The organism is Klebsiella variicola, from assembly GCF_000828055.2.
Classification (GTDB): Bacteria; Pseudomonadota; Gammaproteobacteria; order Enterobacterales; family Enterobacteriaceae; genus Klebsiella; species Klebsiella variicola.
In genome coordinates this window covers 4,050,324-4,070,799 of the sequence record NZ_CP010523.2, presented here as the reverse complement: position 1 = coordinate 4,070,799, position 20,476 = coordinate 4,050,324, and the positions used below count along the sequence as shown (strand labels likewise).

Here is a 20,476-nt window from a genome sequence, read left to right as displayed (position 1 = left end):
TTTTGCCTGTTAATCCGTGACACTTTATTTAACAGGGATCATGTGATGCACAAAAAGACGTTATTTTCGCGTGCCGGTCGTCTCGCCGTGGCGGTGAGCGGCGCACTGGCCCTGGCGGGCGCCGCCTTACCTGCCAACGCCTCCACGCTGCGGATCGCCATGACCGCCGCGGATATTCCGTTAACCCTTGGCCAGCCGGATCAAGGCTATGAGGGCAACCGCTTTACCGGCATCCCGCTGTACGACGCGCTGGTGGAGTGGGATCTGTCGCAAGGTGAAAAGCCCAGCGGTCTGGTGCCGGGGCTGGCGACCGAGTGGCACATCGATCCGCAGAACACCAGCCGCTGGATTTTCACCTTGCGTCCGGGCGTCAGGTTCCATGACGGGACGGAGGTGAACGCCGACGCCATCGTCTGGAACGTGGATAAGGTGCTGAATAAAGCGGCGCCGCAGTACGCCCCGGGGCAGATCGGCAACACCCTGTCGCGCATGCCGACCCTCACCGGCGCAGAGAAAATTGACGACCACACTGTGGCGCTGACCACCTCGGAACCAGACGCGCTGCTGCCGTACAACATCACCAACCTGTTTATCGTCTCGCCGACGGCGTGGCAGAAACAGTATGACGCGGTGCCGGCCAGCGCGGGAGATAGCGCCGCGCGCAGCAAACAGGCGTGGACCGCCTTCGCCGCCCACGCGGTGGGTAGCGGCCCGTTCAAACTGGAGAAGCTGGTGCCGCGTCAGCAGCTGATCCTCGATAAAAACCCCGACTACTGGAACAAAGATCGCATTCCCCGGGTGGATAAAGTGGTGCTGATCCCCTTGCCGGAGGCCAACGCCCGTACCGCGGCGCTGCTGTCGAAGCAGGTGGACTGGATTGAAGCCCCGGCGCCGGACGCCATCGATCAGATCAAGTCTCAGGGTTTTCACCTCTACGCCAATACCCAGCCGCACCTGTGGCCCTGGCAGTTCTCCTTTGAAAAAGGATCGCCGTGGCAGGACATCCGCGTGCGCAAAGCGGCCAACCTGTGTCTGAACCGCGCCGAGCTGAAGAGCTACCTTGGCGGCTACATGACCGAGGCCACCGGGGTTTATGAGGCTGACAGCCCGTGGCATGGCAAACCCACCTTCCAGATCAAATATGACCCGGATACCGCCCGCCAGCTAATGACCGAGGCCGGATACAGCGCCAGCAAACCGCTGCACGTCACGGTGGCCACCTCGGCCTCCGGCTCCGGGCAGATGCAGCCCTTGCCGATGAACGAGTATATCCAGCAGAGCCTGAAGAGCTGCTTCTTCAATGTGGATATCAAAGTGGTGGAATGGAACACCCTGTTTACCAACTGGCGCCTGGGTGCCCGGGACCCCTCGGCGAAAGGGATCGATGCGATCAACGTCAGCGCCGCGGTTAACGATCCTTACTTTGGCCTGATCCGCTTCTCGACCGCCAAAGCGTTTCCGCCGGTGGCGACCAACTGGGGTTACTTCTCCACTCCGGAGACGGAGAAGCTGGCCGCCGCCGTCAAGCACGCCTTTACCCCGGCGGAGATGAACCAAGCGGCCGGTGAGCTGCACGCCGCGCTGGTGGATCAGGTGCCATTCCTGTTTGTCGCCCACGACGTCGGGCCGCGTGCGATTTCCCCTGCGGTGACCGGGGTGGTGCAACCGCAGAGCTGGTTTATCGACCTCAGCCTGGTGAGCAAAAAAGAGTAATCGCGAAAGGGGCGACCGATGATCAATACGCTGCTATACCGCATTCTGCTGGCTATCCCCACCATGCTTGGGGTGGCGGTGATCTGTTTCATGCTGGTGCAGATCGCCCCGGGCGACCCGCTGGTGTCGGTGATGCCGCCGGACGCCTCGGAGGCGCTGCGTCAGACGTTAATGCAGGCTTACGGCTTTGATAAGCCGCTGCCCATGCAGTTTATCCACTGGCTGTGGCGGGCGCTGCACGGCGACCTTGGTATGTCGGTCGCCACCGGCCGCCCGGTGATAGACGAAGTGATGACCGCGGTGGCGTACTCCCTGCGCCTGGCGCTGCTGGCGACGGCGATCGGCTTCGTCCTCGGCAGCCTGTTCGGCTTTGTCGCCGGCTATTTTCGCAACAGCGTCATTGACCGTCTGGCCTCGGTGTTGTCGGTATTTGGCGTTAGCGTGCCGCACTACTGGCTGGGGATGCTGCTGGTGATCCTCTGCAGCGTTAAGTTCGCGCTGCTGCCGGCCACCGGCGGCGGGCCGATAGGCGAGGTGGGCTGGCAATGGGACTGGGCGCACCTGCAGTTCATGCTGCTGCCAGCCCTCACCTTGTCGGTGATCCCCACCGGGATTATCGCCCGCACCGTGCGCTCGCAGGTGGCCGATATCCTCAGCCAGGAGTTTATCGTTGGCCTGCGCGCTCGCGGGCTCAACGAGTCGCGCATCTTTGTCCACGTCATGAAAAATGCCGCGCCCACCGCGCTGGCGGTGATGGGGCTGCAGGTGGGCTATCTGATGGGCGGCTCGATCCTTGTGGAGACCGTTTTCTCCTGGCCGGGAACCGGATTGCTGCTCAATACCGCCATTTTTCAGCGCGACCTGCCCCTGCTGCAGGGCACCATCTGGGTGCTGGCGCTGTTTTTCGTGCTGCTCAACCTGCTGGTGGATATTCTGCAGACCACCCTCGACCCGCGTATTAAGAGGAGCTGACCATGGTGGATACGGCAACGACGAAAGCGGTTCCGGCCGCAGCGGCCCACGCTTCCCGGCAAGGTTACTGGCGCGGGGTATTGCGCCGCCTACTGCGCGACCCCGGCGGGGTGGTGGTGGGCGTGGTGATCCTCCTGCTGCTGGCCCTGGCGCTGTTCGGTCCGTGGCTTATCGTCAAAGATCCTTATCAAACGTCGATGTTCCTGCGCCTGAAACCCATCGGCAGCGACGGCTTCCCGCTGGGCTCGGATGAGCTGGGACGCGACATGCTGTCGCGGCTGATCCTTGGCACCCGACTGTCGCTGTTTATGGGAATTGTCCCGGTGGTGTTCGCCTTTTTTATCGGCGGGGCCATCGGGATTATCGCCGGCTATACGGGCGGCAAAACCAATACCGTGATTATGCGCACCGTGGATGTGTTCTATGCCTTTCCCTCCGTCCTGCTGGCGATTGCGCTGTCGGGAGCGCTGGGGGCGGGCATCGGCAATGCGCTGCTGTCGCTGACCCTCGTGTTTGTCCCGCAGGTGGCGCGGATTGCCGAGAGCGTGACCGCCCAGGTGCGACATATGGACTATATCGACGCCGCCCGGGCCACTGGCGCCAGCGCGTTGACCATTATCCGCGTCCAGGTGTTGGGCAACGTGCTCGGGCCGATCTTCGTCTTCTCCACCGGGCTGATTTCGGTGTGCATGATCCTCGCCTCCGGCCTGTCGTTTCTCGGCCTCGGCGTGCGGCCGCCGGAGCCCGAGTGGGGGCTGATGCTCAATACGCTGCGCACGGCAATCTATACCCAGCCGTGGGTGGCCGCCCTGCCGGGCCTGATGATTTTTATCACCTCCATTTCGTTCAATATCCTCGCGGACCGCCTGCGTGCGGCAATGGCGATTAAGGAGTAAGCGATGCAACCCTTTATCAATATCGACCTTGGCGGGCCGGCGCAGCCGCTGCTGAAGGTCAATCACCTGCTGAAGTACTTTCGCGGCGGCAAAGGCCGGGAGGTGGTGCAGGCGGTGGACGATATCAGCTTCACGGTGATGAAAGGCGAAACCCTGGGGGTGGTCGGCGAGTCGGGCTGCGGCAAATCGACCACCGCCCGGCTGCTGATGCAGTTGCTCACCCAGGACAGCGGCGAACTGATCTTCGACGGACAGGGGGTCGGCTCGTCGCGTCTGCCGCTGAAAGCCTACCGTCGCCAGGTGCAGATGGTCTTTCAGGATAGCTATGCTTCGCTCAATCCGCGCATGACCATGGAGGAGAGCATCGCCTTCGGCCAGCGCGTCCATGGCGTCAGCGCCAGAGAGGCCAGCGAATATGCCCGCTATCTGCTGGCGCACGTTGGCCTTGAGCCGGCACGCTTTGCCGACCGCTACCCGCATGCGCTCTCCGGCGGCCAGCGGCAGCGGGTGAATATCGCCCGCGCGCTGGCGATGAAGCCGCGGCTGGTGATCCTCGATGAGGCAGTGTCGGCGCTGGATAAATCGGTGGAAGCCCAGGTGCTGCAGCTGCTGCAGGAGCTGAAACGGACTCTCGAGCTGACCTACGTGTTCATCAGCCACGATCTGCACGTGGTACGCTGGCTGTCGGATCGGATCCTCGTCATGTACCTTGGCGAAGTGGTGGAGATTGGCCCGGCGGAGCAGCTGTTTACCGCCTCCGCCCACCCCTATACCCGGGCGCTGTTAAGCTCGATGCCCTCCATGGACCCGGAAAACCGCACCCTGACCTCGCCGCTGAGCGGCGATCCCCCCAGCCCCATCGCGCCGCCGAGCGGCTGCCGTTTTCACACCCGCTGCCCGCATGCGAAGGCGGTCTGCGCCGAGGTGAAACCGCGGCTGGAGGCGGTCGGGGAGGGGCACCAGAGCGCCTGCCTGATGGCGCAGCCGGCCTCGCCCTGGCATCAAAGCATCCCCCTTAAGGAGGTCAGCCATGTCGGATAACGCCTTTGTCCATGTGCGCGACCTGCGGGTCGTCTTTCGCCGCGACGGACAGACCATCAACGCGGTCAACGGGGTCTCCTTTGAGGTACAAAAGGGGGAGGTGATGGCGCTGATTGGCGAGTCGGGTTCCGGCAAGAGCGTGACCCTGCGGGCGCTGATGCGCCTGCACCCGCCAGGGAGCAGTGAGCTCTCCGGCACCCTGCAGGTGGGGGACGACGAGGTGCTGACGATGAGCGCCAGCCAGCTGCGGCGCTATCGCGGCGGACGCTGCGCGATGATTTTTCAGGAGCCGCTGCTGGCCTTCGATCCGGTCTACACCGTCGGGCAGCAGATTATTGAAGGGCTGCGCCGCCACGAAGGGCTGTCGCGCCAGGCGGCCCGGGACAGGGCGCTGGAGGCCCTGAGCCAGGTGCGCATTCCCAGCCCCGAGCGGCGGCTGGATGCTTACCCGCACGAGATGTCCGGCGGGATGCGCCAGCGGGCGATGATCGCCCTTGCGCTCTCCTGTAACCCGCAGCTGCTGCTGGCGGATGAGCCGACCACCGCCCTCGACGCCACGGTGCAAATCCAGATCCTGATCCTGCTGCGTGAGCAGCAAAAGCAGCGCGGGCTGTCGATCGTGTTTGTGACCCACGATATCGGCGCCGCGGTGGAGATCGCCGACCGGGTGGCGGTGATGTACGCCGGGCGGATCGTCGAGGAAGCGTCGATGAGCGAGATCCTGCGCCACCCGCGCCATCCTTATACCCAGGTGCTGCTGGGCAGTCGGCCGAAAGAGGGGCTTAAGAAAGGCGATGCCCTGCACTGCATTCCCGGCGCGCCGCCGGATCTGGCGCGTTTGCCGCCCGGCTGCGCCTTTGCCGAGCGCTGCCCGCACCGTCGCCCGGTCTGTGAACAGAGTCTGCCGCCGACGGAATCCGTCGCGGAGCGCCACGCGGTGAGTTGCCACCGCTGGCGCGAGCTGGCGATTGACGCTAACGCCCAGGCCCTGGCCGTCTGATCGGCGGCAAAAAACCATACAGGATGAAGACCAGGCGTTGATAGCGCATTCCCACCGCCGGTTACGCTGGCGGCGACCTTGATGTCAGGAGACTACCATGAGCAGTGATGTACTTTTTACCCCCGCGACCGACACCACCGGCTGGCGCATCAATGGCGACCGCCTGTGGGCGTCGTTAATGGATCTCGCGCAGATCGGCGCCACGCCGAAGGGCGGCTGCCGCCGTCTGACCCTCACCGACCTCGACCGCCAGGGGCGGGACAAGGTAATAGGCTGGGCGCGGGAGGCCGGGATGAGCGTCACCATCGATAAAATCGGCAATGTGTTTATGCGCCGGGAAGGCCGCAACCCCGGCCTGCCGCCCATCGTCTCCGGCAGCCATATTGACACCCAGCCCACCGGCGGCAAATTTGACGGCAACTACGGCGTGCTGGCGGCGCTGGAGGTGGTGCGCACGCTCAACGATCTGCAGATTGATACCGACGCGCCGATTGAGGTGGTGTTCTGGACCAACGAAGAGGGGTCACGCTTTGTACCGGTGATGATGGGCTCCGGGGTCTTTGCCGGCGTCTTCCCGCTGGAAGAGACCTGGGCCGTCACGGATAAAGAGGGTGTCAGCGTCGGCGAGGCGCTGGCGCAGATCGGCTATATCGGCGAGCAGACCCCGGGGGAGCATCCCATCGGCGCCTATTTTGAGGCGCACATTGAGCAGGGGCCGATTCTCGAAGATGAAGCGAAAACCATCGGTATCGTGCAGGGCGTGCTGGGGATCCGCTGGTACGACTGCGTGGTCACCGGCCAGGCCTCGCACGCCGGACCCACGCCGATGCGCCTGCGTCAGGATGCCCTGCAGGTGGCGACTCGCATTATGCAGGAAGTGGTGGCCATTGCCGGGCGCAGCGAAGAGGGACGCGGCACCGTCGGCAGCGTGCAGGTGTGGCCCAACAGCCGCAACGTGGTGCCCGGGGAGGTCACCTTCTCCATTGATATGCGCAATCTCAGCGATGCGCTGGTGGACGAGATGGATCGCCAGCTGCGGGCGTTTATCGCGGAGGTTGAGCGGGAGAGCGGTCTGCAGGTGGCCCTGAAGCAGGTAAGCCACTATCCGGCGGCGCCGTTCGATGCTGAATGCCGGCAGGCCATTGCCGATACCGCGCAGCGGCTGGGCTATCCGGCGCGGCCGATCGTCTCCGGCGCCGGGCATGACGCAGTGTATATGAGCTACCTGGCGCCCACCGGGATGATTTTTATCCCCTGCAAGGACGGGATCAGCCATAACGAAATTGAGTATGCCTCGCCGGAGCACGTCGCCGCCGGGGCCAACGTGCTGCTGCAGGTGATGCTTCAGTACGCGCGGCCGGTGTAGACGGTCGTCCTCCCCGGCGACGCGTCTTCCAGCCGTTTATCATGCTGTCGCCCGGGTAAGGCGGTTACGCCGCCGCGACCCGGGACGGCGGATGACGGGGCGGTCAATCACGGCTCCCGCTCCCTGCGACAACCCGCTGGCGGCCAAATTTGCGCGAGCCCACCACGCACAGTACCACGCCCAGCGTAACCGCCAGCATCAAGGGGCTGACGGTTTCGTGCAACAGCGCCGCCGACAGGCCAAGCCCGAAGAACGGCTGCAATAGCTGGAGCTGGCCGACGGCGGCGATCCCGCCCGCGGCCAGCCCTTTGTACCAGAAGATGAAACCGATCAGCATGCTGAACAGCGACACATAGCCGAGCGCCGCCCAGGAGGAGGCCGATATGGCATGCCAGGACGCGGGCTGAACCATCAGCGAGGCGGGGAGCATCAACGGCAGGGCTATCACCAGCGCCCAGCAGATCACCTGCCAGCCGCCGAGCTCCCGCGTCAGCTTTGCCCCTTCCGCATAGCCGAGGCCGCAGGCGATAACCGCCGCCAGCATCAGCAGATCGCCGCTGAGTGAGGCCGCCGCACTTTGCGTCAGGGCGAATCCCACCACCAGCAGGCTGCCCAGCAGCGAAAAGATCCAGAAAGCCCGCCGCGGGCGTTCGCCGCCGCGCAGTACGCCGAAGAGGGCGGTCATCAGCGGCAGCAGGCCAATAAACACAATCGAATGCGCCGAGGTGATGTGCTGCAGGGCCAGCGCCGTGAGCAGGGGAAAGCCGATCACCACCCCTGATGAGACGATGATCAAGGGCACAAGCTGCGCCAGGCGCGGGCGTTTCTGGCGAAAGCCGACCAGCAGCGCGACGGCAAGCAGCCCGGCGATGGAGGCGCGCAGAAAGGTCAATAAGAACGGATCCATATCCTGCACCGCCAGCCGCGTCGCGGGCAGCGACCCGCTAAAAATAATCACCCCCAGTAAACCATGAAGCCATCCGGACCAGGGACCGGGCACCGATTTATCCATTGTTGAATCTACCACGTTAACCTCGCGTTATCAGATGTGCTGTGCCCGCTTGAGCATCGTCTGCGGCGATGGTAATGTGCCCAATCTAATACAATCAAATTATTGTCATAGATACATTTCACGATGAAAGCCCGATATAAAGCCGTTGTCGACCGATATGCCCAGGCGATCCGCAGCGGGCAACTGCCCGCAGGCACCCGTCTGCCGACGCACCGTACCCTTGCCGCCGGGGAGCGCATCTCGCTGGCCACCGCCACGCGCGTCTACCGTGAACTGGAAGAGATGGGGTTGGTCAGCGGCGAAACCGGCCGCGGCACCTTCGTGCGCGACCTCTCGCTGCCGCCGGGGCACGGGGTCGATCAGCAGGTGGTGGCCGCCGATGTCGTGGATCTCAATTTCAACTACCCTTCGCTGCCGGAGCAGGGCGATGCGCTGCGCGAGGCGCTCAGGCAGCTGGCGATGGCGGGCGATATTGACTCGCATCTGCGCTATCAGCCTCATGCCGGGCGGCTCGCCGAGCGCGAAATTATCGCCCGCCATTTGACCTGCCAGCACTTTACGCCGGATGCGGAAAATGTCCTGATCGTCAACGGCGCACAGCACGGGCTGGCAGTGACCGTCATGGGGCTGTTACGTCCGGGGGATGTGGTGGCGGTGGATGCGCTGACCTATTCGGGCTTCAAGGTTCTGGCGGCGCTGTATCATCTGGAGCTGGCGGCGATCCCCTGTCGACCGGAGGGGCCGGACCTGCAGGCGCTTCATACGCTGTGCCAGCAGCGGCGGGTGCGGGCGGTGTATACCATGCCGACGCTGCACAATCCGCTGGGCTGGGTGCTCAACACCGGGCAGCGGCAGGCGCTGGCCGATCTTGCGCGCCAACACGATCTGCTGATTATTGAAGATGCCGCCTACGCCCGGCTGGTGAGCCGTCCGCCGCCGGCGGTGATCAGCTATGCGCCGGAAAGAACGGTGTATGTCACCGGTTTTTCAAAAAATATCGCCACCGGACTGCGCGTGGGGGTGGTGATCTCTCCGCCGCGCTATCGCCCGGAGATTGAGCGCGCCATCCGCGCCACGACGTGGAATACGCCGACGCTGATAAGTTCGCTGATCTGCGCCTGGATTGAAGATGGCACGGTGGCCCGCTTTGAAATGCAGAAACGACAGGATGCGCGACAGCGGCAGCAGGTGGCCCGCGAGGTGCTTTGTGGGCTTCCCGTCGTCAGTCATCCCGATTCGTACTTTGTCTGGCTGCCTCTGGGTGAAGAGAGCCGGGCCGATCGACTGGCGAATGCGCTGATGGAACGCCGTATTTCGGTGTCGACCGCCGAGCCGTTCTGCGTCTCCGCCACGATCCCGCAGGCGCTGCGCATTGCGCTCGGATCGGTGCCTTTCGACAGTCTGCGCCAGGCGCTGCTCAGCGTGCGCGACGCCGTTGAGTATGAACAATACCGCTAACCCATCTGCTCCAGCTGGCCGCGCAGGACCTCCACCCCCTGGGCGATGGCGTCAGGGTTAATGGCGTGGAATCCCATGCGAAAGTAGTTATCCGGCGGCGCGGCGCTGAGAAAATGGCGCGCCCCGGGCTCAATCAGCACGCCGGCGTGGGCGGCGCGCCAGGTGAGCTGCTGGGTGTTGATCTGCGCCGGGGTCTGCAGCCAGAAGGCGTTAGCATGTTCGCTCCCCGCCAGCGCGCGACACGACGGCAGATAGCGCTGCAGGGCGGCGTGCAGGCGCTCCCAGCGCTGGGCGGAGTCGTAGTGGTAGCGCCGCAGATGGGTTTCATAATGGCCCTGGGCAAGGAAGTGGGCCATCTGGTACTGAATGTTGGTCGGCGGATGGCGATAGACCAGCCGGCGCAGGGCGCGCGCCTCGTCGATCAGGTCCGGGTCGGCGACCATAAACCCCAACCGCAGCCCCGGTGACAGCGCTTTTGACAGGCTGCTGACATACACCACCCGGCCGCTGCGATCGCTGGCCTTCAGCGCCGGCAGTGGGTTGAGGGTAAAGTTACTCTCCGAGTCATAATCATCTTCAATAATGACTGCGTCATGGCGGGCGGCATGCTCCAGCAGCTGGCGACGCCGCGCACTGCTCATGGTCACCCCGGTGGGCACCTGATGGCCGGGGGTGACATAGTAGTAATCGCAGGGACGCTCATTAAGCACGATCCCCTCTTCATCCACCGGGTGCGGCACCACCTCGGCGTCGGCGAGCAGAAAGGTGTTGATGGCTTCGCGAAAGCAGGGGTTTTCGACGCCAATGCGGGTGGTGGAAGAGAGCAGCAGTCGGGTCAGCAGGTAGAGCGCATTTTGCGAGCCAAGGGTGATGAGAATTTCATCCGGCGCGGCGACAATGCCGCGCTTGGGCAGCACCCGGGTGCGGATCTGCTCGATCAGCATCGGCACATCCTGGTCAATATGGTCGATGACCCACGCCGGGTCGCGCACCCCGCCGTGCAGCCAGTTCGCCGCCGAGCGCCAGGTGGCCAGCGGGAACTGCCGGGTATCGGGCTGGCCGTAGATAAACGGGTAGCGGTAGTGCATCCAGCCCGCCGGTTTGAGGATCGACTCCTGCTGGCTGGGGGTCATCTGCAGCCGGTCGCCCCAGCGTGGTGCAGCGGCTTCGCGCTGCGGTGCACTCTCGACGGCGGCAGGCGAAGCTTCATGATAGTCGGGATGCAGGTAGTAACCGCTTCGTGGGCGGCTAATCAGGTAGCCCTCGTTGACCAGACTTTCAAACACCAGCGCGGTGGTGTTGCGCGAGACGCGAAGCTGGCTGGCCAACTGGCGACAGGAGGGCAGCGGGGTGTCGGCGGCGAAGATCCCGCTGAGAATGGCATTCACCAGCGTCTCTCGCACCTGTTCCTGCAAACCGCGGCCAGGCTGAAAATCAACGTGTAACAGGTGACGGATCATACGGGGCTCCTCTGGCAATAACGCATTGCGACCACCCGTTACACTCAGCAAATTCCATACCACCCTGCCGCCATCTGACACAGCGATGCGGCCCATCTGGCTCTATACGGAATTGAAAAACGCTCCCACATTAAAAACGTATTCAGCCGCCGTGGACCGGAACGTCCCCGGCCACTATTTTGCAGAAACCTTTTCGCGTTCTGGAATGAACCCGTCTGGCCAATCCATCAGGGGTGAAATAATGAAAAAATCATTGGCATCAATGTGTCTGAGCGCTGTATTAACGGTCGCTTTTTCTTATCACGCCGTCGCGGCCGATCTTCCGGAAATAGAAAAATCCGGCACCTTGAAAGTGGCGACGGAAGATGATTATGCGCCGTTTAACTTTATGAATAATGGCCAGGCCGATGGCTTTAACAAAGATATGCTTGAGGAATTACGTAAATATGCCAAATTCCATGTCGACCAGAGCATATTACCGTGGACCGGATTATTAGCGGCCGTCTCCACCGGGCAATACGATATGGCCTTAACCGGGGCGGTTATTACCGATGAGCGGCTGAAGGTTTTTGATTTCACCCCACCGTGGGCCTCCGCGCAGCACTATTTCGTCAAACGCGCTGGCGATACTTCGTTAAATACGATTGCCGATCTCAGCGGCAAAAAAGTGGGGTTACAGGCCGGGAGCGCGCTGCTGGCGCGTTTGCCGGAGCTGAAGGCGATGCTGGAGAAGACCGGCGGCAAGCTGGGACCGGTGGTGGAGTATCCCTCCTATCCGGAAGCCTACGCCGACCTGGCGAATAAGCGACTGGATTACGTGATTAACGTGGTGATCTCGGTAAACGACCTGGCGAAAGCCAAACCGAAGGTCTTCGCCAAAGGGCTGGCTGTCTCCGGACCGGGGTATATGGCGTGGCCGATCCCGAAAAACTCGCCGCAGCTGCTGGCCTATATGACCAAGTTTATGAACCACATGAAGGAGACCGGCAAGCTCGCCGAGCTGCAGAAAAAATGGTTTGGCGAAACCTATGACAACCTGCCGACCGAGGCGATCACCAGCCCGGAACAGTTTCACAAACTCGCCGGACTGTAATATTCCGCGGCGGGCGACCGCCGCCTGTTGCTGAGAAGGAGGGCCTCATGGATGCAATTTCCTGGCAGTTATTAATCGAAGGCGCATGGACGACCCTCTGGATTTCGGCCATCGCTATCGCCTTCGGGGTGGTGGCGGGCCTGCTGATCGCCCTGGTGCGGATGCTGCGCCTGCCGGTGATCGACCAGCTGCTGGTGGTCTATATCAGTCTGGCCCGCGCAACGCCGCTGGTGACGCTGGTGCTGTTTCTGTTCCTTTCCCTGCCGACGATGGGCATTAACCTCGACAAGAACGTGGCCGCCATCGTGGCGCTGACGCTTAACACGTCGGCGTTTAACGCTGAGATCTGGCGCAACGCCTTCCGCACCTTTCCGCGCGAACAGCGGGAGGCGGCGGAGTCGGTGGGAATGCGCCGCTGGACCTACTTCCGCTACATCATGCTGCCGCAGATGTGGATCGAGAGCCTGCCGGCGCTGGTCAATGAGATGTCCTTTTTGATCAAAGGTAGCCCGGCCATCGCCGTGATTGGCGTGGTGGATCTCACCCGGGTCACCAACCGTATCTCCTCGGTCACCTACGAGCCGCTGTCGCCGATCCTCGCCGCCGGCCTGCTGTATGTGGTGATCATCGGCTGTTTGTTGAAGCTGCAGGGTATCGCGGAACGTAAAGCCAGGCGTCTGGCGCGCTAGGAACGGGAGGCATTATGAATCAGTGGGGCGTTATCTGGTCGGTTCGCGATAGCTTTATTGCCGGGTTATTCGCGACCCTCGAACTGTTTATTACCGCCGCCCTGGCGGCGCTGATTATCGGTATTACGCTGTGTTATTTTAGCGAATATCAAAAGAAAGTGATTAACCGGATTATTATTGGTTTCGTCAGCCTGATGCGTGCAATCCCTTTTTTGATCCTCGCTTATCTTCTGTATTACGGGCTGCCGCAGCTCGGTATTAGCATGGAGCCGTGGACCGCCGGTTTACTGGCCCTGATTATTTATCATGGCGCCTATTTCTTTGAAATATTGCGCAGCCAGCGGCGGGTATTTTCCGGCGGATATATTGAAGCGGCGATTGCTCAGGGCTTTTCGCGCTATGCCATTTTCCGGCGGATTATTTTACCCAATATCGTCTCTTCCGCCTTACCGCTGATCGGCAATCAGCTGATTATTTGCCTGAAGGACACCGCTTTCCTGAGCATTATTACCGTTCAGGAGATCACCGCCGCCGCCAACAGCGTCCAGGCGACCTATTTTATTCCGTTTAACGCCTTTATCGTCGCCATTGGGCTTTACTGGGCGATCAGCATTCTGCTGGAGCTGCTGATTAAGCGCCTGACCGCCTGGGGAGCCAAAAGAGGAATGAGCCATGCCTGAGTCTATTGCCGTAAGCGTCAAAAACGTCTCCAAACAGTTCGATAATGTGGAAGTCCTGCGGGATATTAACCTGACGGTGGAGAAGGGGACCGTGGTGAGTATTCTCGGCTCGTCCGGGTCGGGAAAATCCACACTGCTGCGCTGTATGAACTGGCTGGAACAGCCGGACCGCGGTGAAATTCATATCGGCGGTCAGCGACTGGGGATTGATGAACAGCGCGGCCGGGCGATGTCGCACCGCCAGCTGGCCAAAATTCGCGAGCGGGTGGGGATGGTCTTTCAGAGTTTTAACCTGTGGCCGCATCTGACCGTTCAGCAAAACGTCAGCGAGGCGCTGCTGCACGTTAAGGGCATGAAACGAGACGAGGCGAAGGCCATTGCCATGCAGCAGCTGGAGAAAGTGGGCATGGCGCACAAAGCCGATGTTTACCCGATCACTCTCTCCGGCGGGCAGAAGCAGCGGGTGGCGATCGCCCGTTCGCTGGCGATGTCGCCCGAAGTTATTCTCTTCGATGAACCGACGTCGGCGCTGGATCCGGAGCTGGTTAATGAGGTGTTGGGGGTAATGAAAGCCCTCGCCGCCGAGGGTTACACCATGGTAGTGGTGACGCACGAAATGGATTTTGCCCGCCAGGTATCCAACGAGGTGGTGTTTCTGGAGAAGGGGCTGCTGATTGAGAAGGCGCCGCCGGAGAAGTTCTTCACTCAGCCTGACTCTGAACGCGTCAGGCAGTTTCTGCAAAGCAGCCGTTAGTCCGGCTTGCATCCCTTGCCGGCAGCGCCGGCAAGGGATGCGTCGGGTTTCGCTTAATCCCGATCGATGGCGAACGGCTGCCACGCCTGGCGCACCGGCATCACCTCCACCCGGTTAATGTTCATATGCGCCGGCAACGTGGCGATATAAAACATCTGCTCGGCGATATCGCGCGCGCTCAGTGGCGTGGTGCCGCGATAGAGCTTATCCGATGCCGCCTGGTCGCCTTTGGTACGCACCAGGGTAAATTCGGTCTCGGCAATCCCCGGCGCCAGATCGGTGACCCGCACGCCGGTGCCAAGCAGATCGCAGCGCAGGTTATAGCTGAACTGCTTCACAAACGCCTTGCTGGCGCCATACACATGGCTGCCGGGATAGGGCCACTGCCCGGCGATCGAGCCGATATTGATAATACTCGCCCCGGCGCCATGGCGTATCAGCGTCGGCAGCAGGGCGTGGGTCATCGTCACCAGACCGGTGACGTTGGTGTCGATCATCGTTTTCCAGTCCTCCAGCGCCACCTCCTGCGCCGGCAGTGGCGACAGCGCCAGCCCGGCGTTGTTGATCAGGGTGGTGACATCGGCGAAGGGGGCGGGGAGCGACGCCACGGCGGCAGCCACCGCCTCGCTGTCACGAACGTCAAGCTCAATAATATGCACCGGCACCTGGGCGGCGAGTCTGTCCTGCAAGGCCTTCAGTCGCGGATAGCGGCGCCCGCTCAGCACCAGCGACCAGCCCGCGTCGGCAAACACCTGTGCTGCCGCTTCGCCAAAACCCGAGGTCGCCCCGGTGATAAACACTACGTTGCTCGTTGCCATGTCATTCTCCTGTGCGGTTGTCCCTCCACTATAAAAACGCCGGACGGCAAGGCACAGGGCCAGACGGCGGACGCGGATGTGACACCGTGTCACATCGTTTTTCGCGCACTGGCTCTATCCGTTTTGCGTTGCCGCGGCCAATGATGAAGCCAACCACAACGACATGAGAGAGGGCAGGGTATGAAGCTGGCACTACAGAACGAGGTCGCGGTAAGCAATGATGAAGTTCGGCAGCTGGATCGCGCTTATGTGTTTCATTCATGGTCGATGCAGGGCAATCTCCATCCGCTGGTGATTGCCGGGGCGCAAGGCTGCGAGCTATGGGATTACGAGGGGAATACCTGGCTCGATTTCAGCAGCCAGCTGGTGAACGTCAACATTGGCTATCAGCACCCCCGGGTACTGGCGGCCATGAAGGCGCAGCTGGAGACCCTGGTCACCATCGCGCCCGCCACCGCCAACCTTGCCCGCGGCGAAGCGGCGAAGCGCATCGTCGACCTGGCGCCGGCGGGCTTCAGCAAGGTGTTCTTCACCAACGCCGGGGCGGATGCCAATGAGAACGCGATTCGCATGGCGCGGCTCTATACCGGGCGCGACAAGGTGCTGTCGGCCTATCGTTCCTACCATGGCAACACCGGCAGCGCGATCGCCGCCACCGGCGACTGGCGCCGGGTGCCGAATGAGTTCTCCCGCGGCCATGTTCACTTCTTCAACCCCTACCTTTACCGCAGCGAGTTCAACGCCGTGACTGAGGAAGAGGAGTGCCAGCGCGCGCTGGCGCATCTGCGGCGGATCATTGAATGCGAGGGGCCGACGGCCATCGCGGCGATCCTGCTGGAGTCCATCCCCGGCACCGCCGGGATCCTCGTGCCGCCGGCAGGCTATATGCAGGGTGTGCGCGCCCTGGCCGACGAGTTTGGCATCGTGCTGATCCTCGATGAGGTGATGGCCGGCTTTGGCCGTACCGGCAGCTGGTTCGCCTTCGAACAGGATGGCGTGGTGCCGGATCTGGTGACCTTTGCCAAAGGGGTTAACGCGGGCTACGTGCCGGCGGGCGGGGTGCTGATTAGCGAGCCGATTGCCCGCTATTTTGACGACCACTTTTTTGCCGGCGGGCTGACCTACTCCGGCCATCCGCTGGCGATGGCGGCGATTGTCGCCACCATCGACGCGATGAAAGAGGAGAAGGTGGTTGAGAACGCGGCCTATATCGGCAACGAGGTGCTGCGCCCCGGTCTCGAGGCGCTGGCGGAGAAGCACGCCATTATCGGCGAGGTGCGTGGTCGCGGCCTGTTCCAGGCGCTGGAGCTGGTGAGCAGCCGTGAACAAAAAACGCCGCTGACTGCCGCCGACATGGCCGCGATCAAAGGGGCCTTAACCGAGGCCGGGCTGTTGGCCTTTGTGGTGGAGAACCGCATTCACGTGGTTCCGCCGTGCACCATTACTGCTGAGCAGGTGGCGCAAGGGCTGGCGATTTTTGATGCGGTCTTTGCTCGCTTTGCCAGCCTGGCGAAGTAGGGGAGTGGCATCGGATAACGTTACCTGGCAGTGTGCTTGCACGGGCCTAAACGCCAGCCGGACGATTCCCTCTCCCTCCGGGAGAGGGCCAGGGTGAGGGGAAGCACTGCAGTGTGGTTGTTTATATTATCGGTGGCTTCAGCGCACATTGCGCTCCCGGTTAATTGTCTGCGTTATGTCACTCATGGCGCAGGGAGCGCACAGGGGGCGGCCAGTCGCCGCCGCCCCCTGTATCCCCGGCCTTCCGGGAACGTCTCAGCGATGTTGAGGCCGCCAGCACCGGCAGTTTCAGCAACAATGGTGAATAAATTAACGACAGGTCGCACGAATCCCAGGTCGGGTAAGCGGAGCGCCACCCGACAAAACAACGGCGCATCGGGCTAAGGCGCCGGGCAGCGGGGACAGGGGGCGCTCTGTTGCCCTCACCCCGGCCCTCTCCCACAGGGAGAGGGGGAAAACCGAGCCTCACTCCGGCTCTTCATACACAGGGAGAGGGGGGAAACCGGCAGTTTCAGTCGCCGCAAGTGGGTAAATTAACGACAGGTCGCACGGACCCCAGGTCGGGTAAGCGAAGCGCCACCCGACAAAACAGCGGCGCATCCGCTGACCTCACCTCATCCGGTGTTCTCCGTTGACCAGCGCTTCGCGATCGAAAAAGCGCTGGATCACACCCTCCGCCATAAACGCCGCCCGATCGGACATATGGGCGATGACGTCGGCATCGTGGCTCACCAGCAGATAGGTCATGCCGTGCTCCTGTTTCAGGCGGTTAAGCAGATTGAGAATTTCCGCCTGCACTGACATATCCAGCGCCGAGGTCGGCTCATCCAGCAGCAGGATCTGCGGGCGCAGCAGCAGGGCGCGGGCAATGGCTACGCGCTGCCGTTGCCCGCCGGAGAGCTGGTGTGGATAGCGGCGGACGGCGTCGGCGGCCAGACCCACCTGCTCAAGGGCGGTGGTCACCCGCGGGGCAACGTCGCGGATGCCGTGGATCTGCAGCGGCTCCGCCAGGGTGCGCCACAGAGTATGGTTGGGATGCAGCGAGGCGTACGGATCCTGAAACACCATCTGCACGTTGCGCCGCAGCGCGCCCTGAAAGCGGGCGCCCGGCGCGATGCCCTGGCCCAGCAGTTCCACGCTGCCGCGCCATTCGCGCTGTAATCCGGCGAGCACGCGCAAAATCGTCGATTTACCGCAGCCCGAGGCGCCGATCAGACTGAAGGTTTCCCCGGCGTCGACACAGAAACTGGCGGCAGAGACCGCCGTCTTCGCGCCGAATGTTACCTGCAAATCCTGAAGATTAACGATCGCCATGGGCCGTCTCCGTAAAGTCCTGGGTTCTGTCGAGGGTCGGCAGCATCTGGCCGTAGGTGTGCGCATTTGGCCGGCAGGTCCACAGGGTGCGGGTATAAGGGTGCGTCGCGCTCGGTAGCGCCCGCGCCGGCATCTCATCGACCTGTCTCCCCCGGTACATCACCAGCACGCGATCGCAATGCGCGGCCACCAGCGGCAGATCGTGGCTGATCAGTAGCATGGCCATCTGCCGCTGCGCGCACTGCTCCACCAGCAGCTCGAGGATCTGGTTGCGCAGGCGGGCGTCGAGGGCCGAAGTTGGCTCGTCGGCTATCAGCACCTTCGGGTTATTAAGCAGCGCGAGGGCGATCATCACCCGCTGCCCCATCCCGCCGGAGAGCTCGCCGGGATAGCGGCTGAGGACCGGCAGATCCAGACCGACGGCGGCGATGGCGTCTTTAACCGCCTCGGCGCGCCCACGGCGGCTGAGACGCTGATGCAGGGTTAACGCCTCTTCCAGCTGCGTCTGAATGGACTGCACAGGATTTAGCGCATAGCGCGGATCCTGCAGCACCATAGCGATATCGTTGCCGCGCAGCGCGCGCCAGCCGCGGGCGCTGAGGGTTAGCACATCGCGCCCCAGCACCTCCAGCCGTTCGGCGCTCACCACCCCGGGCTTGCGCACCAGGCCCATCAACGCCCGGGCGGTCATCGATTTGCCGGAGCCAGATTCGCCCACCAGCGCCAGCCGCTCGTTGCCGAGGGTGAAGCTGACGTTGTCCACCACCCGGGCGGTGGGGTAGTCGACGGCGAGTCCCTGGACGGTCAGTCGGATGTCAGTCATGTTGCGGCTCCAGAATATCGCGCAGGCCATCGCCCAGCAGGTTAAACGCCAGGCTGGCGAGCAGGATCGCCGCGCCGGGGATGGCAGCGATCCACCACTGGTCGAAAATCACCTGCATCCCGTCGGCAATCATCGCTCCCCACTCCGCCATCGGCGGGCGGGCGCCCAGGCCGAGAAAGCCGAGACCGGCGGCGGCGAGGATAATGCCCGCCAGATCGAGCGCCAGCCGGACAATCGCCGACGGCAGACACAGCGGCAGAATATGCCCAATCAGTAGCCGCCAGCCGCGGATGCCCAGCATCTCCGCCGCGGCGAGGTAGTCGCTATGGCGCAGGCGCTGAATTTCGCTGCGCGCCTGACGGGCGTAGGCCGGCCAGGTGGTCAGGGCTAACGCCAGCGCGCCGTTGACCAGCCCCGGGCCGAGCATCGCCACGAACGCGAAGGCGAGGATCAGGCGCGGCATCGACATCACCACGTCGGTAAACCGCATCAGTATCCGCTCCAGCCACCCGCCATAGTAACCGGAGAGGATACCTACCAGCAGCCCGACGGGCAGGGTAATGGCGGTCACCAGCGCCACCAGACCCAGCGCCGGGCGGGTGCCGTAGAGCAGGCGCGACAGCAGGTCGCGGCCGTAGCTGTCGGTGCCGAGCCAGTGTCCCGCCCCGGGCCCCTGCAGACGAGCGGCGGCATCCTGCCAGTTGGGATCGTGCGGCGCCAGCCACGGGGCGAACAGCGCGGTCAGTACCAGCAGGATCACCAGGGTCAGGCCGCTGAAGGCGGCGGGTGAGCGGCGCAGACGGCGTAAAAACAGATAAGTCGGCATCAGCGCACCCTCGGATCGGTTAACCGCACCAGCAGGTCGGTCAGGTTATTGATCAGCACAAAACTCACGCCAATCAGCAGCGTGCCGCCCATGATCGCCGTGGTATCCCCGGCGAACAGCGCGGTGGTGAGGTAGCGGCCGATCCCCGGCCACGAGAAGACGGTTTCGGTGAGCACCGCCCCTTCGAGCATGGAGGTCCAGGCGAGAGCGGTCACCGTCAGCAGAGTGCCGCGGATATTGGGCAGGACGTGGCGCAGCAAAATCGTCATCTCTCCGGCCCCTTTGGCCCGCGCCAGCAGAATGTACTCTTTGTTCATCTCGCTCAGGCAGGCGGAGCGGGTCAGGCGGGTGATGCTCGCCAGCGAGTAATAGGCCAGCACCAGCACCGGCAGCGCCAGATGGCCGATGGCATTTTTAAACGCCGCGGTATCGCCGGAGAGCCAGGTGTCGATCAGCGCAAAACCGCTGCGCGGCTCGACGGTATACTGATAAATATCGTCGAGTCGACCCGGGCCCGGCGCCCACTGCAGCCGGGCGTAAAACAGGGCCAGCATCAGCAGGCCGAGCCAGAAAATGGGCACCGAGTTGCCCAACAGGGTAAAGGTGCGCACCGCCAGATCCCACGGCGAACCGGCGTAACGGGCGCACAGCACCCCGGCGACGATGCCCAGTACCGCGCCGACGATCAGCGCCAGGGTCGCCAGCTCAAGGGTCGCCGGGAAGACGGCCAGCAGATCGTGGAGCACCGGCTGGCCGGTGGCGCTGGCGATGCCAAGATCGCCATGAGCCAGGTTGACCAGGTAGTGCCAGAACTGCACCGGCAGCGGCTGGTCGAGACCCAGCTGATGGCGAACCTGGTCATAGGTCGACTGGCTGGCATGGTCGCCGACGATCTGCAGTACGCGGTCGACGGGCGACAGCGCGGAGAGCGAGAAGGTGACCAGCAACAGCCCGAACAGCGTGAGCAGCAGCGTCAACAGCCCCTGCAGCAGGCGGGTAAGGTGAGTGGAAAACGATGGCATGGAAAATGGAAATTCCTGGTA

At 62.9% G+C, this 20,476-nt stretch carries 19 protein-coding genes; 12 read left to right on the top strand and 7 right to left on the bottom strand.

Translation table 11 applies throughout. From position 1 onward, the window contains the following. Positions 1–45: 45 nt before the first annotated feature. The 6 genes from SP68_RS19090 to SP68_RS19065 all read left to right on the top strand — a co-directional run bounded on the left by SP68_RS19090 (position 46) and on the right by SP68_RS19065 (position 6,988). Positions 46–1,713: an ABC transporter substrate-binding protein gene (locus SP68_RS19090; protein WP_023297185.1), complete on the top strand. Its 1,668-nt coding sequence runs from the start codon at positions 46–48 to the stop codon at positions 1,711–1,713. An 18-nt stretch (positions 1,714–1,731) separates the two neighbouring features. Then, a complete protein-coding gene (locus SP68_RS19085; protein WP_012968749.1) occupies positions 1,732–2,685 on the top strand; it encodes an ABC transporter permease in 954 nt (317 codons plus the stop codon). 2 nt (positions 2,686–2,687) lie between these two features. Next, positions 2,688–3,581 (top strand): ABC transporter permease, encoded by an 894-nt coding sequence (locus SP68_RS19080; protein WP_008805546.1) that lies wholly within the window; start codon positions 2,688–2,690, stop codon positions 3,579–3,581. A 3-nt stretch (positions 3,582–3,584) separates the two neighbouring features. Next, entirely contained in the window at positions 3,585–4,622 is a 1,038-nt protein-coding gene (locus SP68_RS19075; RefSeq protein WP_008805547.1) for an ABC transporter ATP-binding protein, read from the top strand. Beyond that, positions 4,612–5,622: an ABC transporter ATP-binding protein gene (locus SP68_RS19070; protein ID WP_021441382.1), complete on the top strand. Its 1,011-nt coding sequence runs from the start codon at positions 4,612–4,614 to the stop codon at positions 5,620–5,622. Before SP68_RS19075 ends, SP68_RS19070 begins: the two co-directional genes overlap by 11 nt. 97 nt (positions 5,623–5,719) lie before the next feature. Further along, on the top strand, positions 5,720–6,988 hold the full coding sequence (locus SP68_RS19065; protein WP_032753837.1) for a Zn-dependent hydrolase: 1,269 nt from the start codon (positions 5,720–5,722) through the stop codon (positions 6,986–6,988). 103 nt (positions 6,989–7,091) lie between these two features. On the opposite strand, the gene SP68_RS19060 is transcribed toward SP68_RS19065, so the two are convergent. Further along, complete coding sequence (locus tag SP68_RS19060; protein WP_038422793.1) at positions 7,092–8,000, bottom strand: DMT family transporter; 909 nt, start codon at positions 7,998–8,000, stop codon at positions 7,092–7,094. Between the two features lie 123 nt (positions 8,001–8,123). On the opposite strand from SP68_RS19060, the gene SP68_RS19055 reads away from it, so the two are divergent. After that, the gene (locus SP68_RS19055) at positions 8,124–9,458 is read left to right on the top strand and encodes an aminotransferase-like domain-containing protein (RefSeq protein WP_040973796.1); all 1,335 of its coding nucleotides are present in this window, start codon (positions 8,124–8,126) and stop codon (positions 9,456–9,458) included. On the opposite strand, the gene pdxR is transcribed toward SP68_RS19055, so the two are convergent. Continuing rightward, complete coding sequence (pdxR, locus tag SP68_RS19050) at positions 9,455–10,918, bottom strand: MocR-like pyridoxine biosynthesis transcription factor PdxR (protein ID WP_004176948.1); 1,464 nt, start codon at positions 10,916–10,918, stop codon at positions 9,455–9,457. The two genes, SP68_RS19055 and pdxR, sit on opposite strands and share 4 nt — an antisense overlap. A 241-nt stretch (positions 10,919–11,159) precedes the next feature. On the opposite strand from pdxR, the gene SP68_RS19045 reads away from it, so the two are divergent. Genes SP68_RS19045 through SP68_RS19030 form a run of 4 tightly spaced genes read left to right on the top strand, consistent with a single transcriptional unit; the run spans position 11,160 to position 14,134 of the window. Beyond that, positions 11,160–12,011, top strand: coding sequence for a transporter substrate-binding domain-containing protein (locus SP68_RS19045; protein ID WP_002893184.1), 852 nt, complete (start codon positions 11,160–11,162; stop codon positions 12,009–12,011). 47 nt (positions 12,012–12,058) lie between these two features. Continuing rightward, positions 12,059–12,700: an amino acid ABC transporter permease gene (locus SP68_RS19040; protein ID WP_004142522.1), complete on the top strand. Its 642-nt coding sequence runs from the start codon at positions 12,059–12,061 to the stop codon at positions 12,698–12,700. A 14-nt stretch (positions 12,701–12,714) separates the two neighbouring features. Beyond that, on the top strand, positions 12,715–13,380 hold the full coding sequence (locus SP68_RS19035) for an amino acid ABC transporter permease (RefSeq protein WP_040973808.1): 666 nt from the start codon (positions 12,715–12,717) through the stop codon (positions 13,378–13,380). Further along, a complete protein-coding gene (locus tag SP68_RS19030; protein WP_008805553.1) occupies positions 13,373–14,134 on the top strand; it encodes an amino acid ABC transporter ATP-binding protein in 762 nt (253 codons plus the stop codon). The genes SP68_RS19035 and SP68_RS19030 overlap by 8 nt, the downstream gene beginning before the upstream one ends. Before the next feature lie 53 nt (positions 14,135–14,187). On the opposite strand, the gene SP68_RS19025 is transcribed toward SP68_RS19030, so the two are convergent. Continuing rightward, a complete protein-coding gene (locus SP68_RS19025; RefSeq protein WP_008805554.1) occupies positions 14,188–14,952 on the bottom strand; it encodes an SDR family NAD(P)-dependent oxidoreductase in 765 nt (254 codons plus the stop codon). 180 nt (positions 14,953–15,132) lie between these two features. Here SP68_RS19025 and SP68_RS19020 point away from each other — a divergent pair, with 180 nt between their 5' ends. Further along, the gene (locus tag SP68_RS19020) at positions 15,133–16,470 is read left to right on the top strand and encodes an aspartate aminotransferase family protein (RefSeq protein ID WP_023297189.1); all 1,338 of its coding nucleotides are present in this window, start codon (positions 15,133–15,135) and stop codon (positions 16,468–16,470) included. Between the two features lie 609 nt (positions 16,471–17,079). Here the strand turns inward: SP68_RS19020 and SP68_RS19015 are convergent. The 4 genes from SP68_RS19015 to SP68_RS19000 are packed head-to-tail and all read right to left on the bottom strand — an operon-like array spanning position 17,080 to position 20,455. Then, entirely contained in the window at positions 17,080–17,784 is a 705-nt protein-coding gene (locus SP68_RS19015) for an ABC transporter ATP-binding protein (RefSeq protein WP_008805556.1), read from the bottom strand. Further along, a complete protein-coding gene (locus tag SP68_RS19010; protein WP_023297191.1) occupies positions 17,771–18,607 on the bottom strand; it encodes an ABC transporter ATP-binding protein in 837 nt (278 codons plus the stop codon). Before SP68_RS19010 ends, SP68_RS19015 begins: the two co-directional genes overlap by 14 nt. Beyond that, positions 18,600–19,433 carry an ABC transporter permease gene (locus SP68_RS19005; RefSeq protein WP_008805558.1) on the bottom strand — a complete coding sequence of 278 codons (834 nt, stop codon included), beginning with the start codon at positions 19,431–19,433 and terminating at the stop codon, positions 18,600–18,602. The genes SP68_RS19010 and SP68_RS19005 overlap by 8 nt, the downstream gene beginning before the upstream one ends. Further along, on the bottom strand, positions 19,433–20,455 hold the full coding sequence (locus SP68_RS19000) for an ABC transporter permease (RefSeq protein ID WP_008805559.1): 1,023 nt from the start codon (positions 20,453–20,455) through the stop codon (positions 19,433–19,435). The genes SP68_RS19005 and SP68_RS19000 overlap by 1 nt, the downstream gene beginning before the upstream one ends. Positions 20,456–20,476 lie beyond the last annotated feature (21 nt).

Coding starts and splice junctions, on each gene's coding strand:
- SP68_RS19090 (WP_023297185.1), top strand. CDS start 46: ATGCACAAAAAGACGTTATTTTCGCGTGCCGGTCGTCTCGCCGTGGCG.
- SP68_RS19085 (WP_012968749.1), top strand. CDS start 1,732: ATGATCAATACGCTGCTATACCGCATTCTGCTGGCTATCCCCACCATG.
- SP68_RS19080 (WP_008805546.1), top strand. CDS start 2,688: ATGGTGGATACGGCAACGACGAAAGCGGTTCCGGCCGCAGCGGCCCAC.
- SP68_RS19075 (WP_008805547.1), top strand. CDS start 3,585: ATGCAACCCTTTATCAATATCGACCTTGGCGGGCCGGCGCAGCCGCTG.
- SP68_RS19070 (WP_021441382.1), top strand. CDS start 4,612: ATGTCGGATAACGCCTTTGTCCATGTGCGCGACCTGCGGGTCGTCTTT.
- SP68_RS19065 (WP_032753837.1), top strand. CDS start 5,720: ATGAGCAGTGATGTACTTTTTACCCCCGCGACCGACACCACCGGCTGG.
- SP68_RS19060 (WP_038422793.1), bottom strand. CDS start 8,000: ATGGATAAATCGGTGCCCGGTCCCTGGTCCGGATGGCTTCATGGTTTA.
- SP68_RS19055 (WP_040973796.1), top strand. CDS start 8,124: ATGAAAGCCCGATATAAAGCCGTTGTCGACCGATATGCCCAGGCGATC.
- pdxR (WP_004176948.1), bottom strand. CDS start 10,918: ATGATCCGTCACCTGTTACACGTTGATTTTCAGCCTGGCCGCGGTTTG.
- SP68_RS19045 (WP_002893184.1), top strand. CDS start 11,160: ATGAAAAAATCATTGGCATCAATGTGTCTGAGCGCTGTATTAACGGTC.
- SP68_RS19040 (WP_004142522.1), top strand. CDS start 12,059: ATGGATGCAATTTCCTGGCAGTTATTAATCGAAGGCGCATGGACGACC.
- SP68_RS19035 (WP_040973808.1), top strand. CDS start 12,715: ATGAATCAGTGGGGCGTTATCTGGTCGGTTCGCGATAGCTTTATTGCC.
- SP68_RS19030 (WP_008805553.1), top strand. CDS start 13,373: ATGCCTGAGTCTATTGCCGTAAGCGTCAAAAACGTCTCCAAACAGTTC.
- SP68_RS19025 (WP_008805554.1), bottom strand. CDS start 14,952: ATGGCAACGAGCAACGTAGTGTTTATCACCGGGGCGACCTCGGGTTTT.
- SP68_RS19020 (WP_023297189.1), top strand. CDS start 15,133: ATGAAGCTGGCACTACAGAACGAGGTCGCGGTAAGCAATGATGAAGTT.
- SP68_RS19015 (WP_008805556.1), bottom strand. CDS start 17,784: ATGGCGATCGTTAATCTTCAGGATTTGCAGGTAACATTCGGCGCGAAG.
- SP68_RS19010 (WP_023297191.1), bottom strand. CDS start 18,607: ATGACTGACATCCGACTGACCGTCCAGGGACTCGCCGTCGACTACCCC.
- SP68_RS19005 (WP_008805558.1), bottom strand. CDS start 19,433: ATGCCGACTTATCTGTTTTTACGCCGTCTGCGCCGCTCACCCGCCGCC.
- SP68_RS19000 (WP_008805559.1), bottom strand. CDS start 20,455: ATGCCATCGTTTTCCACTCACCTTACCCGCCTGCTGCAGGGGCTGTTG.